The following is a 15106-nucleotide window of genomic DNA, read 5'->3' on the forward strand; positions in this document are numbered from 1 at the left end:
TGCTCGTGGCCTGGACGTTCGCGGGGGCGGTGGTCGTGGCCCTGCGCTTCGGGCGCCGGGTGTCCTGACACGCCCGGCGCGGCGAACGCAGTCGTCACGCGGCGTTCACCTCGTCACGCCAGACTGGGCACGTGGAGCCTTCGACGCCGTCAGGCGAACCCTCGCAGCGTGACCTCGACGTGACCGACCCGCTGCTGCGTGCCCACCTCGCTCCGGAGCCGCGTACCCTCGTCGACATCCTGCGCGCCACCGCCGATGCACACCCCGACTCCCCGGCCATCGACAACGGCCGCGAGGTCCTGACCTACGACGAACTGCTCGACGCCGCCCAGGAGCTCGCGGCGGCGCTGCGCAGCGACGGTGTCCGGCGTGGCGACCGGGTCGGGGTGCGCATCCCGTCGGGGACCACCGACCTCTATGTCGCGATCACCGGCATCCTGCTTGCCGGCGCGGCATACGTGCCGGTCGACCACGACGACCCAGACGAGCGGGCGCGAGTCGTCTTCGGCGAGGCCGGCGTCGCCGCGATCGTCGGCACCGACCTCGTCATCCGATCCGGCCCGGCCGCGCCGCCCGACGCAGACCCCGACGAGGCTCCGGAGGAGGACCCCGAGCTCACCGACGACGCCTGGGTCATCTTCACCTCGGGCTCGACCGGCCTGCCCAAGGGCGTCGCCGTCAGCCACCGCAACGCCGCCGCCTTCGTCGACGCCGAGTCGCGGATGTTCCTCCAGCAGCGCCCGATCGGCCCGGGTGACCGGGTCATGGCCGGCCTGTCCGTCGCGTTCGACGCCAGCTGCGAGGAGATGTGGCTCGCCTGGCGGTACGGCGCCTGCCTCGTGCCGGCACCGCGCTCCCTCGTGCGCTCGGGCATGGACCTCGGCCCCTGGCTGGTCGCCAACGACATCACCATCGTCTCGACCGTGCCCACCCTCGTCGCCCTCTGGCCGGCCGACGCCCTCGCCGACGTCCGCCTGCTCATCCTCGGCGGCGAGGCGTGCCCTCCCGAGATCGGCGCGCGCCTGGCCACCGACACCCGCGAGGTCTGGAACACCTACGGCCCCACCGAGGCCACCGTCGTCGCCTGCGGTGCCCAGCTCGACGGCCAGCCCCCCGTGCGCATCGGCCTCCCGCTCGACGGCTGGGACCTCGCCGTCGTCGACGCGCAGGGCCAGCGCGTTCCCGATGGAGAGCCGGGCGAGCTGATCATCGGGGGCGTGGGTCTGGCCCGCTACCTCGACCCCGAGAAGGATGCCGCGGTGTACGCCCCGATGCCGGGCCTGGGTTGGGAGCGCGCCTACCGCAGCGGCGACGTCGTCCGCTTCGACGGCGTGGGTCTGGTCTTCCAGGGGCGTGCCGACGACCAGGTCAAGGTCGGTGGGCGACGGATCGAGCTCGGTGAGGTCGACAGCGCCCTGCTCGGCCTCCCCGGGGTCAGCGGAGCCGCCGCTGCGGTCAAGCGCACCGAGGCGGGCAACCGGCTGCTCGTCGGCTACGTCACCGCCGACGCGGGCTTCGACCCCAAGGCCGCGGCCGAGCAGCTGCGGGCGTCGATGCCGGCCGCCCTCGTCCCGCGTATCGCCGTCGTCGACACCCTGCCCACCCGCACCTCCGGGAAGATCGACCGCGACGCCCTGCCGTGGCCGCCACCCGGCGCGTCCCGCGGAACCGGTGCCACGGCATCCGGCACCCCCGACCTCGAGCTCGACGGCACGGCCGCCTGGATCGCCGGGCACTGGGCCGCCATCCTCGGCTCGCCGCCCTCCGCCCCCGACGAGGACTTCTTCGACCTCGGTGGGGGGAGCCTCAGCGCAGCCCAGCTGGTCTCCAAACTGCGCGAACGGCATCCGGACGTCACCGTCGCCGACATCTACGAGCACCCCGTCCTCGCCGACCTCGCGCAGACCCTCGACGCCATGGCCGCGCCGACCGGCCGCACCAACGCCTCGGTCTCGCCGGTCCCGCGCGACACCCAGGTCGCGCAGGTGCTCGGCACCGTCGTCGTGCGGTCGATCGGGGCGCTGCGCTGGCTGACGTGGATCGGGCTCGGGCTGCTCGTCGCTCACCGGGTCGTCGATGCGCCGTGGCTGCCGAGGATCGCGTGGGGCTGGGTGCTCACCGGGTGGCTGCTGCTCATCAACCCCTTCGGGCGGGTGCTGCTCGGTGCCGCCGCGGCGCGCCTGGTGCTGCGCGGGGTCGGCCCTGGCCGGTACCCCCGCGGTGGCCGGGTGCACCTGCGGCTCTGGCTCGCCGAGCGACTGGTCGACGAGCTCGGGGCCACGAACCTGTCGGCCGCCCCCCTCGTTCGCGTCTACGCGAAACTGCTCGGATGCCGGGTGGGTCGTCACGTCGACCTCCACAGCATCCCGCCCGTCACCGGCCTGCTCACGCTCGGCACCGGCTGCTCCATCGAGCCCGAGGTCGACCTGGCAGGGCACTGGCTCGACGGCGGCCACGTGTACATCGGGGCGATGGCCGTCGGTGAGGAGGCCCGCGTCGGGGCGCGCAGCACCCTGCTGCCCGGGGCCGACATCGGTGACCGGGCGGAGGTCGCGCCCGGGTCGGCCGTGTTCGGGCCGGTGCCGGCCGACGAGGCCTGGTCGGGTGCGCCCGCCGGCCCGTCGGGTGCGGCCCGCGGCCCGTGGACGCCGGAGCGCCCGCCGAACCGTCGCGTCTGGGTGCTCGCCTACGCCGCGTCGGCCATCGCCTTGTCCCTGATGCCGGTGCTCGCCGTGCTCGCCGGCGTCACCGTCGCCCTGCCCGAGCTGACCGCGGCCACCGACCTCGCCGGGCTGCTGACCGCCGCGCTGCTGTGGCTGCCCGTCGCCACCGTCGTCGGCCTCGTCGTGCTCGTCGGGCTGGTTCTCGCCACGGTGCGGCTGCTCTCGATCGGTCTCGAACCGGGCCACCACCCCGTGCACGGTCTGCGGGCGTGGCAGGCCTGGTCGGTGCTGCGGGTGCTCGACGAGGCGCGCACCTGGCTCTTCCCGCTCTACTCCTCGAGCCTGACGCCGTGGTGGCTGCGAGCCCTCGGCGCCGACATCGGCCCCGACGTCGAGGCCTCGACCGTGCTCATGCTGCCGACGTTCGTCACGGTGCGCGCAGGTGCGTTCCTCGCCGACGACACCCTCGTCGGCGGCTACGAACTCGGGGGCGGCTGGCTGCGCGTCGAGCCCGTGCGGGTCGGCAAGGGCGCCTTCGTCGGCAACTCCGGCATGGCGGCGCCCGGTCGCAAGGTGCCCAAGCACGCCCTGGTCGCCGTGTTGTCGGCCGCGCCGCAACGGGGGACTGCCAAGGCCGGCAGTTCCTGGCTCGGCAGCCCACCCCGACCGCTGCGCCGCGACACCGAGACCGGCGACACCACCCGTACCCATGCGCCGCCGACGCGGCTGCGGGTGGCCCGCGCCCTCGTCGAGCTCGCCCGGATCGTCGCGGTCTGGGTGCACGTGGCGCTCATCGTGCTCAGCGCCGCGGCCCTTCTCGCACTGGTCGACGCCGGGGCGCTGTGGGCGATCGCGCTCGGCGGGCCGGTGCTGCTCGTCGCGGGCGCCGTGGCCGTCGGGGTCACCACCGTCGCCAAGTGGCTGCTGGTCGGGCGGCTGCGACCGTCAGAACACCCGCTGTGGAGCTCGTTCGTCTGGCGCAACGAGCTCGCCGACACCTTCGTCGAGGTCGTGGCCGCGCCGTGGTTCGCCCGGGCCGCCGTCGGTACCTCGGTGCTCAACGTCTGGTTGCGCAGCATGGGGGCCAGGGTTGGGCGCGGCGTGTGGTGCGAGACCTACTGGTTGCCCGAGGCCGACCTCATCGACCTGCGCGACGGGGCGACAGTGGGGCGCGGCTGCGTGGTCCAGACCCACCTGTTCCATGACAGGATCCTCGCGATGGACCGGGTGACGATCGCAGACGGGGGCACGTTGGGCCCCAACTCCGTCATCCTCCCGGCCGCCCGCATCGGGCGCCACGCCACCGTCGGGCCGGTCTCGCTCGTCATGCGTGGCGAGTCCGTGCCTGACAAGACCCGGTGGATCGGCAACCCCGTCGGCCCGTGGGCTGAGCCCGAATGACCGGCTCCGATCCGTACCTGCCCGGCCACGGCGACGACCGCTACCAGGTCGAGCACTACGCCCTCGACCTGCGCTACAAGCCGCTCGGCAACCACCTCGAAGGCCGCGCCGAGCTGTCGGTGCGGGCCGTGGTCGACCTCACCGATCTCGTCGTCGACCTGCACCGGCTCGAGGTGCGCAGCCTGCGCGTCGAGGGAGCCAAGGTGGCCCGCTGGTCGCACCGGGGCTCGCGGCTGCGCATCCGGCTCACCCAGGCCCTGCCCGCTGGTGAACCGCTGCTGCTCACCATCGCCTACCGGGGCAACCCCGGCACGATGCCCGGCCCCGACGGACCGGCCGGCTGGGAAGAGCTCACCGACGGCGTGCTCGTCGCCGCCCAACCGCACGGCGCCCCGACGTGGTTCCCCTGCAACGACCGGATGGCCGACAAGGCCCGCTACCGCATCCGGGTCGAGACCGACCCCGCCTACAGGGTCGTCGCGAACGGCATCCTCGTCAGCCACAAGACCGTGGGGCGCCGCGCCGAGTGGGTGCACGAGCAGCGCGACCCCATGGCCCCCTACCTCGCGACCCTCCAGATCGGCCGCTACGACGCCGAGCAGCAGGTCGACGCCCCGGTGCCGACGTGGCTCGTCGGCCCGCCGTCGCGCATGGAGTCGGTGCGTGAGGCGCTCGCCGACCAGCCGCGCATGCTCGAGGTGTTCACCGAGCTGTTCGGCCCGTACCCGTTCGAGCGCTACACCGCCGTCGTCACCGACGACCCGCTGGAGATCCCGCTCGAGTCGCAGTCGCTGTCGACGTTCGGCACCAACCACCTCAGCCGGGACTGGTCGGCGCAGCGGCTCATCGCGCACGAGCTGTCGCACCAGTGGTTCGGCAACGCCGTCACCGCCGCCTCGCTGGCCGACATCTGGCTGCACGAGGGGTTCGCCTGCTACGCCGAGTGGTTGTGGTCGCAGGAGTGCGGGCGCACGACGCTCGCGCAGGAGGCCGCCCGCCACCACGACGGGCTCGCCCGCAAGCCCCAGGACCTCGTGCTCACCGACCCCGGAGCAGACCGTGTCTTCGACGACCGGGTCTACAAGCGGGGGGCGCTGACGTTGTTTGCCCTGCACACGGCTCTTGGCGACGAGATGTTCTTCGACGTGCTGCGCACCTGGGTCGACACCCACCGCTACGAGGTCGTCACCACCGTCGACTTCGAGGCATGCGTCGAGTCGGTCAGCGGCTCGCCGCACCGCGAGCTGTTCGACGCGTGGCTGCGTCGCGAGGAACTTCCCGAGCTGCCACCGCAGCGAGGGTGACGACCACGTCGGGATCGGCGCGCCACCGCCCCTGCACACGCAACGGCATCCGGATGCCGTCACTCGCCTCCGCGCGGAAGGTGCCGTCGGCGGTGAGGTGGACTCGGACCTGCTCGTGGTGCAGCACCGTGCCGGCGAGCGGGTACCACGCCTTGTAGGTGGCCTCCTTGGCGGCGAAGAGCAGGGTGTCCCAGGGGGTGCCGGGGTGGGCCCTGCCGAGGGCGGAGAGCTCGGTGCGTTCTGCGCCCGAGGCCACGACCTCCAGGACGCCGGGCGGCAGGGGTGCTGCCACCTCGGCGTCGAGGCCGATCGAGGCGAGGTCTGCGTCCGGGGCGCGTCGGGCCGCGACGGCACCGGTCCAGCCCGCGGTGTGGGTGATGCTGCCGATGACCCCGGCCTGCCACAGGGGGGCGCCGTGGGGGTCGGCCAGGATCGGGTGGTCAGGCGGCTCGACCCCGATCTCGCGCAGGGCGATTCGTGCGCACTGGCGGCCCGTGGCGAACTCGGCTCGTCGTTGCGGGCGGGCACTCTCGACGAGGGCTGCTTCAGCCGGGTGCAGGGTGGCGGGGTCGGCCGCCCCGGTCGTCTCGCCCCACCCAAGTCGCCACGCCGTGTGGATCCGGCGGCGGCCGCTCGGCCCGGTCACGGCATCCACCGTCCAAGGCTAGACGGGCGACCGTCCGCAAAGGCAGCCCCATTCAGTAGATGCCGGACCGATGCCCGAGCGTGATCGCCACGATGACGAGTGAATCGTCGCGGATCTCGACCAGCACGCGATAGTCGCCGACGCGATAGCGCCAGTAGCCGGACAACTGCCCGCTCAGCCCCTTCCCCCGCGAGCGGGGATCCTCGAGGTCACAGACCTCGTCGAGGTACACGCGCACGCGCCGCAGGATCTGCGGGTCCAGTCTGCGAGCGGCCTTGTCGAACTGAGGGGACGTCTCGAGAGCCCAGCGGCTCACACGCCCAGCTCATCCCACAACTGCCGAGCGGGGCGGGACTCACGGCCCGTCGACTCGTATTCGCGGATCGCCTCGTCGGCCCAGTACACCTCTTCAAGTTCACTCAGGTGTGCCTCGATGGCTTGGCGTACGTAGAAGGTCTTCGAGCGCCCGGTCCGCGCCGCAAGCGCATTCAGACGTGCCTCGTCCTCTGCGGTCAGACGTATGGATAGTGGCACCAGGAATTCCCTTCTGCGATACACGTATCGTATCGCGGTGTGGTGAGTGCTGTCGCCGTAGACTCCAGCGGGTGAGCACCCCTGGGTCGTACCCCACGTCGTACCCCACGATGGAGGACGTCATCGGCGGCACCCCGCTGGTGCGTCTGCAGCGCCTTCCGGGGCCGGAGAACGAACGCCGCGGCAACGTGCTGCTCGCCAAGCTCGAAGGCAACAACCCGGCCGGCTCGGTGAAGGACCGGCCGGCGATCAGCATGATCCGGGGTGCCGAGGAGCGTGGGGAGATCTCGCCCGGCGACACCCTGCTGGAAGCCACGTCCGGCAACACCGGGATCGGCCTGGCGATGGCGGCGGCGATCAGCGGCTACCCCCTGGTCATCGTGATGCCCGAGGACGCCTCGATCGAGCGCATCCAGACGATGAAGGCGTACGGAGCAGAGCTCGTGCTCACGCCTGCATCGGGGGGAATGGAAGAGGCTCGCGACGTCGTGACGCGCATGGAGCGCGAAGGACGCGGCCGGGCCCTGGACCAGTTCGGCAACCCGGACAACCCGCGCGCCCACGAGGTGGGCACGGGCCCGGAGCTCTGGAGCCAGACCGACGGGCGGATCACGCACTTCGTGTCCGCGATGGGCACCACCGGCACGATCACCGGGGTCTCGCGGTTCCTGAAGTCGCGCAACCCCGGGGTGCAGATCGTCGGGGCACAGCCTGCCGAGGGGTCCAGGATCCCCGGCATCCGCGCGTGGCCACCGGAGTACGTGCCGAGGATCTTCGACCCCTCGGCCGTCGACCGCACCGTGGAGGTCTCCCAGGCGGACGCCGAGGAGATGGCCCGCCGGCTGGCCCGCGAGGAGGGCATCTTCGGCGGCATCTCCGCGGCAGGCGCGTGCTGGACCGCACTCCAGGTGGCGCAGGAGGTCGAGAACGCGACGATCGTGTTCGTGGTCTGCGACCGCGGTGACCGGTACCTCTCCAGCGGCGTGTTCCCCGCCTGACCGTCCTGGCCCAGCATCAAGGCTCCCTGCTGGTCGAAAGTAAGCGAATCGCCGTGCAGCCCCGGCGCCACACGGCGATTCCCCTACTCTCGACTGAAGGTGTCGGGCTCGTGGTGCCAGTCGTGGCAGCATGCACGCCATGGCTGAGATCCAGGTGACCTGGTGGCGTGACCTCCCCTCCCTCGTGGTCGCCCGCGACGGCGACGACGTGGTCAAGGTGCCGCTCCCGCCGCGCTTCCAGGAGGCGATCGACGAGGCCGCCATGCGCCTCGGCGCGGTCGACAGCACCGCCTACCTCGAGGGCTGGACCCGCACCCCGTGGGAGGAGACCAGCGGTGACCTCGCCGCCGCCGCCGACGAGGCCGTGCGCGGCTTCGAGGAGCAGTGGGGGGACGAGGCGATCGCGGCCTACCTCGACGCCATCGGGCCGGCCCAAGGCTGACCCCAGCCTTCCTCAGCCTCCGGCCACGGGACGGCCGGCGACAAGCGCTGCACCCCGGCGGTCCGTGCTCCGCGCGGACAGCGTGCCAAGCGCCAGGTGGGGTGGCAGGAGCTCGGCGAACTTGAGCTTGGCGAGCGCCTGCTCGCTGACCGGAGGCATGACGCCCACGAGGTCCGAGCCGAACTCCGCCCGGGCCTGGCGCACCGCCGACCCCACCGCGACCGCCGTGGCATCGGATCGCAGCGCGATGTTCAGGTTGCCGAACGTCCCTTGGTCGAGCAGGTCAGGCGCCACCGCGTCGAGGGCAGCAGTGAGCGCAGCGTTCGCGCCTGCCCCCGCGAAGGTCCACCAGCGCACTCGCCCATCGTCCTCGGTGACCACGCTGGCGTCCGGCGCGACCCGGTGTCGGTACTGCTCACGAAGCGACCCGAGCCGGTTTATCGCACGGGTAGTCAACTCGGCACCCACAGGCGTGGCTCCGAGCAGCACCCGGCGCACGGCATCCGACAGTTCGAGCGAGTAGGCGCGAGGTTCGCCGGTCCATCGTGAGCGACCGGCCCGGTCGCTCGGCTCGACGTATGCCCTGCGCCGTCGCCAGTCGATGTGCGTGACCAGCCACGGGCGACCGGCGAGGGCGATGATCCGCGGGCCTGTGACCTTGGCGACGAGCAGCATCGGGTCGACGCTGCCGACTTCCCGCCGGCCGTGGACCACCACGACCTCGGGTGCCGCGGTGAAGACGGCGAGCAGGTCCATGAAGTTGCGCCGGCCGTAGCGAGCCTCCGCCCGCGGGCCGATGAACGCCAGCCCCTGATCGGTGTCGAGGTGGGAGGTCTCCACGAGCCACTCGCAGATCTCCGCCAGCCGTCCCTCGTCGGCCAGGCCGAGCCCGCAGATCCAGGAGGACTCCTCGGCGAGCGAGATCCGACCCTTCTGCAGGGCAGACCCCAGCAGTTGCTGAGCAGCCACGTGCAGCGGCTCGGGGGGAGCCACGACCGGCTCGACGAAGCCCTCGTCCAGCAGCAGCAGCAAACCCGCGGCGCGCAGGAGCTCGTCGTCCTCGGTGGCGAGGAAGGTGAGGTTGCGGGTCGACCCGGGGCGCCGCCCGGTGCGCCCGAGCCGCTGCAGCACTGACGCGACGGTGTTCGGTGCGCCGAGCTGCACGACGCGGTCGAGGTCGCCGATGTCGATCCCGAGCTCGAGGGTCGATGTCGAGACGATGACGCAGTCGCGCGCCTCGGCGAAGGCCGTCTCGGCCCGGCGCCGCTCGTCCACCGACAACGAGGAGTGCGACACGTACGTCTGCGTCCCCAACCCACGCAGGGCGACGGCAAGCCCTTCGACCGTCTTCCTCGAGTCGGCGAACACGAGGCGTTTGTCCCCGAGGTGGATGCCGTTCACGACCTTCGCGGCGTTGCCCACGTTCCCGACGTGGTCCAGAGCCAGTTCGGGTGCTGCCGACGACTCGATCGGCGGCGCGATGACGGTGCGCCGCGAGCGCTCTCGCCCCTGGAGCCACTCGAGCAGCGCATCCGGGTTGCCGACGGTGGCGGACAGGCCGATCCGCTGGAGCGGGCGACCGGCCAGCGCGCCCAGCCGTTCGAGCACCGCGAGAAGGTGCCAGCCGCGGTCGTCGCCCGCAAAGGCGTGCACCTCGTCGACGACGACGGCCCGCAGGTCACCGAACATGCGCGGCGCGTCGAGCAGCGTCGAGACGAGCATCGCCTCGAGCGACTCGGGCGTCGTGAGCAGGACCGAGGGCCGCGACGTGGCCTGCCGCCGACGGGCACCGGCAGCGGTGTCGCCGTGGCGCACGCTGGCCTCCCGGCCGAGCCACCCGGCATACGTCGCGAGTGACTCTCGCGACGCGATACCGGTCTGCACTCGTGTGCACCCTGCGGCGCCCTGTGTCACCGCGGGGCCGTAGGGTCTCGGCGACGGTTCGTGAACGAGGGGACAACTGCAGTGGATGCTGGCACCGTGGCCATCGAGATCGACGCCATCCCGGTCGTGACGTACGCGATGGCGCACAACGGCATCCAGGTCATCAACGCCGTGCGGGTGGTGAACCGGGGTGACGAACTGCGTGGCGCGACGCTGCGCGCCGAACTGCGTGACTCGCAGGGGCGGCTGAGCAAGCCGTTCACCGAACTGCTCGACCTCCCGGTCGAGGCCGCCCTCGTGCTGCGCGACCTCACCCTTGCGCTCGATCCCGCCGCGATGGCCACGGTCGAGGCGCACCGGCCGGGGCGCCTGAAGGTCGAGATCCTCGACGAGGACGACTGGGCCGTCGGCAGCGCCGAGGTCGACGTCATCGTCCACGCCGCCCAGCACTGGTCGGCCCTACCCGTCGGCCTCGGCCTGGAGATGCTGCCGGCGCACGTGATGCCGAACAGCCCCGAGGTGGCGCAGGTGCTGCGGACCGCGAGCGGCATCCTCGAGGCCCGCACGGGTAGCCCGTCCATCGAGGGCTACCAGGCCGACGTCGAGCGGGTCGACGACATCGTGCGAGCCGTGTACGAGGCCCTCCAGGGCCTGGGCATCGCCTACGCCAACCCGCCGGCCAGCTGGCACGGTCGGGTGGAGGACGCCGGCCAGAAGGTGCGCACCCCCCGCGAGGTCGTTGGGGAGCGGGTCGGCACCTGTCTGGACCTCACGGTGGTCATGGCAGCCTGCCTGGAGCAGGCCGGCATCCGCCCGCTGCTCTGGGTCATCGAGGGCCACGCGTTCCTCGGGTGGTGGCGCGACGAGCGCGCGCTCGGGTCGATCGTCGTCACCGATGCGAGCGAGGTCGTGAACCACCTCGACCTGGGCCACATGGGTCTGGTCGAGACGACGGCGCTGACCAAGCGCACCGAGCCGGTCGACTTCGACCACGCGACCCGCATCCCCCGCCAGCAGCACCTCGCCGACCTGTCCGTGATCGAGGGCGTCGTCGACGTGCGGCAGGCCCGCCTCGGCCGGGTCTACCCGTTGCCGGCACAGGGGCGCGCCGCCGACGGCACCCCGCAGATCATCGAGTACAGCCCCGCCGAGCACAGCACACCGGTGCTCATCGTCACCGGCGGGCGGGCGGCGACCCGTGGAGCGCACCAGGACTCGGTGCCCGCTCGCGTGACGACGTGGAAGAACTCGCTGCTCGACCTGACCCTGCGAAACCGGCTGCTCAACTACAAGGAGTCCACCGGCATCAACCTCGCGGCGCCGGGGGAGTCACTCGGCCAGGTCGAGGACCTGCTCCATGCGGGCAAGGCCATCCACCTCCTGCCATCCGACCAGCTCGACGACGTCCTGCGCGCCCGCGGCATCCGCTACGGGCGCGAACTGCCCGCAGAGGCACGAGCGGGGCTGGTCGCCACCAAGCAGGCCGTCTACACCGACGTGACGAGCGCGGCCTACCTGAGCAGGATGCGCTCGCTCGCCTACAAGGCCAAGACGATCGTCGACGAGACCGGTGCCAACAACCTCTACCTCGCGCTCGGCACCCTCGTCTGGTCGGTCGAGGGTCGGGCGGAACCGCTGAGGTCGCCGCTCATCCTCGTGCCGGTGCGGCTGGTGACCGGTGCGCGGCAGTCCACCTACCGCCTCGAGATCGACGAGACCGGGCAGAGCACCCCGAACTACTGCCTGCTCGAGAAGCTCAAGCAGCTGCACGGGATGTCGATCCCCGGCCTCGAGAACCCGGTCGCCGACGACTCCGGCATCGACCTGGCCGCCGCGTTCACCTCAGTGCGGGTGGCTGTCCAGGAACGCGGCCTGAGCTACCACGTGGAGGACACCGCGGACATCGCGATCCTGCAGTTCGCCAAGTTCCGGCTGTGGAAGGACCTCGACGAGCACTGGGAGACCTTCTGCGACAACGCGCTCGTCTCGCACCTCGTCCACACGCCGACGGCACCCTTCGCCGACTCGCACGACGCGACGGGTAGCCCCGACCTGGACGCGCTCGCGGCCCTGTGCCCGATGCCAGCCGATGGCTCCCAGTTGCGGGCCGTCGCCGACGCCGTGTCCGGACGCACCTTCGTGCTCGAGGGCCCGCCCGGCACCGGCAAGTCGCAGACCATCACCAACCTGCTGGCCCGCGCCATGGCCGAGGGCAGGCGAGTGCTCTTCGTCGCCGAGAAGCGGGCCGCCCTCGACGTCGTCAAGCGCCGCCTCGACGGCGTGGGCATGGGGCCCTACTCCCTCGACCTGCACGACAAGGGCAGCAAACCCGCGGTGGTGCGCGAACAGATCCGCAAGGCGATGGATGCCACCCCCTTCGCCGACCCGCAGGCGCTCAAGGTGGCGATCGAGCAGCACGACTCCAGCGCCGGGCGGCTGTCCCGCTACGCCCGTCGGGTCCACGAGGAGAACGGGGCCGGGCACTCGCTGTACGGGGCGACGACCGAACTGCTGCACCGGGCCGACACGGAGTACTCCTTCGAGGTGCCACGGACCCTGCTCACCCACGAGGCCACGACCGAGCGCGAGAGCCTACGGGCGATGCTGCGCACCCTGCCTGACGTGGCTGGCCCGGCTCGGCCAGGGCCGAACAACCCGTGGGCCTTCGTGCGTGTCGGCGAGTTGGATGCCGGGCCGTTCGCAGCGGTACGTCAGGCCGCTGTCGAGGTCGACCGCGCCGTCGAGCGGCTGGCTGCGGTGTCACCGCTCGCCGGGGTGCTTCGCACTGCCACCCGCGCCACTGACCTGGAGTCGCTGGCCGCGCTGCTGCGGGCCCCGAGCATCACCCTGGACACCCTCGACCGCACGCGCAGCCAGTCGTGGCGCGCCGACAGCGTCGCGGTGCGCCAGGAGGTGCATGCCTTCGTGGCTGCCTCCCACCCCGGGCTCGACCGGGCGACCCCCGCGGCACTCGAGCTCGCGCTGCCCGACATCTACGGGCGTGCCCAAGCCGCGGCGGCGTCGAGCTGGTTCGGGCGCAAGAAGCGGCTGCGGGCCGTGCTCGCTGAGCTCCAGCCCGGGCTGCGCCCTGGAGCGGTCGTGCAGCCCAAGGAGCTCGTCGGGCTGCTCGCGGCCCTGGTCCAGCTGCAAGGTGCCGTCCAGTTCCTCGCGGCCCGCACAACGGCAGTTGCGGGGGTGCGGGTTCCGCCGAACTGGAACCCGCTGACCCCGGAGGGTGCCGGCGTCGTGGCCCAGCAACTCGACTGGCTCGAGTGGGCCGGCGCTGCGGTGGCGCCCCAGGACTCGGGGGGTACCTTCCAGGACGAGCTGCGACGGCTCCTGGAGTCGGGGTTCACGCCCGAGGCCGCCACCATCGATGCCGTTGCCGCGCTCGCGGCCGCACTCAAGCAGGTCTTCGCGCTCACTCGGGCCACGGACGACGACGTGCGCCAGTGGTTGCGTGGGGAGGGCCTGGTCGATCGTTGGGTCGGCACCGCGGCCCTTCGGTCGAGCCTCGACGACGACCTCATCTCGTTGCGCCGGTGGTTGGACCTGCGCCGCACCGTGGCGGCGCTCGACCGGGCCCGCATGCCCGCGGCAGCGGCTGCGCTGCTCGACGGCAGCGTCGAGGCCGACGACGCCCCGCAGGCCTTCGAGAAGGGGCTCGCTGCGGCGTCCCGGGCCGAGCGGCTCGTGAGCCAGAACCTCGACGCCTTCGACGTCCGCAGCCACGAGCGCAGCCTGCGTCAGTACGTCGACAGTGGGCGTGAGGTGCGTGGCCTGCTCCAGCAGGCCCTGCCACGGGAGGTGATCGCCCGGCGCGACTTCAACGCGATGAGTGAGTCGGGCCGCATCGGCGGGCTGCGCCGCGAGGTGAACAAGACCCGTCGGGCGCTCCCGATGCGCGAGCTCATGACGCAGTACGGCGACCTCATCACCCAGCTGATGCCGTGCGTCCTCGTCAGCCCGGACTCGTTGGCGCGGTTCTTCCCGGCCGAGTCGGGGATGTTCGACATCGTCGTCTTCGACGAGGCGTCGCAGATCCGGGTCGCCGACGCCATCGGCGCGATGGGTCGGGCCTCGTCGGTCGTGGTCGTCGGGGACAGCAAGCAGATGCCACCATCCTCGTTCGGGGAAGCGAGCACCAGCGACGACGCCGACAGCGACGCGACGGCATCCGAGTCGCTCACCGACGCCGAGAGCATCCTCAGCGAGTGCCTGAGCGCCGCGGTCCCCCAGCAGTGGCTGTCCTGGCACTACCGCAGCCAGGACGAGTCGCTCATCGCCTTCAGCAACCTGCACTACTACGAGGGTCGGCTGTCCTCGTTCCCGGCGCCGGGTCTCGGCGTCGGTGGGGGGCACAGCGATCGCGGGTTGAGCCTGGTCCGGGTGGGAGGTGTGTTCGAGCGCTCCGGCAAGGGCAAGACGCTGCGCACCAACCGCAAGGAGGCGGAGGCCATCGTCGAGGAGATCCGTCGGCGCTTCGAGGCCTCGCCCGAGGCCGTGCCGTCCATCGGTGTCGTCACCTTCAACCAGCAGCAACGCGCGTTCATCGAGGCGCTCATCCGCGACGGTGGTGACACCCGGATCATCGAGGCGCTCGACTCCACCCAGGAGGAGGGCCTGTTCATCAAGAACCTCGAGAACGTGCAGGGCGATGAGCGCGACGTCATCCTCTTCTCCACCGCATTCAGCGTCAACGCCAACGGTGTCCTGCCGCTGAACTTCGGCCCGCTGTCCCTCGAGGGCGGTGAGCGACGCCTCAACGTCGCCATCACCCGTGCCCGGCGCCAGGTGGTGCTGTTCACCTCGTTCGAACCGTCGCAACTGCGCGCCGAGGAAACGAAGAACGTGGGGGTGAAGCACCTGCGGGCCTACCTCGAGATGGCCGATGTGGGAGCCCGGGCGCTGGAGTCCGCCCGGCTGCGACGGCGGGACCGCGACCTGCATCGTGAGGACATCGCCGACGCGCTGAAGGAGCGCGGCTTTGTGGTGGAGACCGACGTGGGCCTGTCAGACTTCCGGGTCGATCTGACCGTGGCCCTGGCTGCCGACCCCACCCGCCCCGTGGCAGCCGTGTTGCTCGACGGGCCGGAATGGAGCAACCGCGCGACGATCGGCGACCGCGACACCCTGCCCATCGAGGTGCTCGGCGGAATGCTCAGGTGGCCGCACGTCTCCCGCATCTGGCTGCCGGCGTGGCTCGCCGACCGCGACGGGGTGCTGGACGGCTT

Annotated in this window: 9 protein-coding genes; 5 read left to right on the forward strand and 4 right to left on the reverse strand. The window is 71.9% G+C overall.

The window, feature by feature from the left end; all coding sequences use genetic code 11:
• The first annotated feature begins 179 nt into the window (after nt 1–179).
• Together PLL68_RS03515 and PLL68_RS03520 are read left to right on the forward strand one after the other, a co-directional pair.
• Nucleotides 180–4064 carry a Pls/PosA family non-ribosomal peptide synthetase gene (locus tag PLL68_RS03515; RefSeq protein WP_324531694.1) on the forward strand — a complete coding sequence of 1295 codons (3885 nt, stop codon included), beginning with the start codon at nt 180–182 and terminating at the stop codon, nt 4062–4064.
• Entirely contained in the window at nt 4061–5368 is a 1308-nt protein-coding gene (locus tag PLL68_RS03520; protein WP_324531696.1) for a M1 family metallopeptidase, read from the forward strand. The genes PLL68_RS03515 and PLL68_RS03520 overlap by 4 nt, the downstream gene beginning before the upstream one ends.
• Here the strand turns inward: PLL68_RS03520 and PLL68_RS03525 are convergent.
• From PLL68_RS03525 to relB, 3 genes are read right to left on the reverse strand one after another with little or no spacing between them, the layout of a single operon-like run.
• Nucleotides 5286–6023, reverse strand: coding sequence for a 4'-phosphopantetheinyl transferase family protein (locus tag PLL68_RS03525; protein WP_324531698.1), 738 nt, complete (start codon nt 6021–6023; stop codon nt 5286–5288). The two genes, PLL68_RS03520 and PLL68_RS03525, sit on opposite strands and share 83 nt — an antisense overlap.
• A 43-nt stretch (nt 6024–6066) precedes the next feature.
• On the reverse strand, nt 6067–6330 hold the full coding sequence (locus tag PLL68_RS03530; protein ID WP_324531699.1) for a type II toxin-antitoxin system RelE family toxin: 264 nt from the start codon (nt 6328–6330) through the stop codon (nt 6067–6069).
• On the reverse strand, nt 6327–6548 hold the full coding sequence (gene relB / locus PLL68_RS03535) for a type II toxin-antitoxin system RelB family antitoxin (protein WP_324531701.1): 222 nt from the start codon (nt 6546–6548) through the stop codon (nt 6327–6329). The genes PLL68_RS03530 and relB overlap by 4 nt, the downstream gene beginning before the upstream one ends.
• Before the next feature lie 71 nt (nt 6549–6619).
• Between relB and cysM the strand changes: the two genes are divergently transcribed.
• Nucleotides 6620–7546 carry a cysteine synthase CysM gene (gene cysM / locus PLL68_RS03540; protein WP_324531703.1) on the forward strand — a complete coding sequence of 309 codons (927 nt, stop codon included), beginning with the start codon at nt 6620–6622 and terminating at the stop codon, nt 7544–7546.
• A 139-nt stretch (nt 7547–7685) separates the two neighbouring features.
• The gene (locus PLL68_RS03545) at nt 7686–7988 is read left to right on the forward strand and encodes a virulence factor (protein WP_324531705.1); all 303 of its coding nucleotides are present in this window, start codon (nt 7686–7688) and stop codon (nt 7986–7988) included.
• A gap of 12 nt (nt 7989–8000) precedes the next feature.
• Here PLL68_RS03545 and PLL68_RS03550 read toward each other — a convergent pair whose 3' ends face one another.
• A complete protein-coding gene (locus PLL68_RS03550; protein ID WP_324531707.1) occupies nt 8001–9872 on the reverse strand; it encodes a helicase-related protein in 1872 nt (623 codons plus the stop codon).
• A gap of 96 nt (nt 9873–9968) precedes the next feature.
• Here PLL68_RS03550 and proA point away from each other — a divergent pair.
• The coding region (gene proA, locus PLL68_RS03555) for an anti-phage protein ProA (protein ID WP_324531708.1) at nt 9969–15106 on the forward strand (5138 nt) is incomplete at its 3' end.

Source organism: Ornithinibacter sp., from assembly GCF_035443565.1.
GTDB lineage: Bacteria > Actinomycetota > Actinomycetes > Actinomycetales > Dermatophilaceae > Fodinibacter.

Bases quoted from the DNA above. Each gene is read 5' to 3' on its own strand.
- PLL68_RS03545 (WP_324531705.1), top strand. From the start codon at position 7,686: ATGGCTGAGATCCAGGTGACCTGGTGGCGTGACCTCCCCTCCCTCGTG.
- PLL68_RS03520 (WP_324531696.1), top strand. From the start codon at position 4,061: ATGACCGGCTCCGATCCGTACCTGCCCGGCCACGGCGACGACCGCTAC.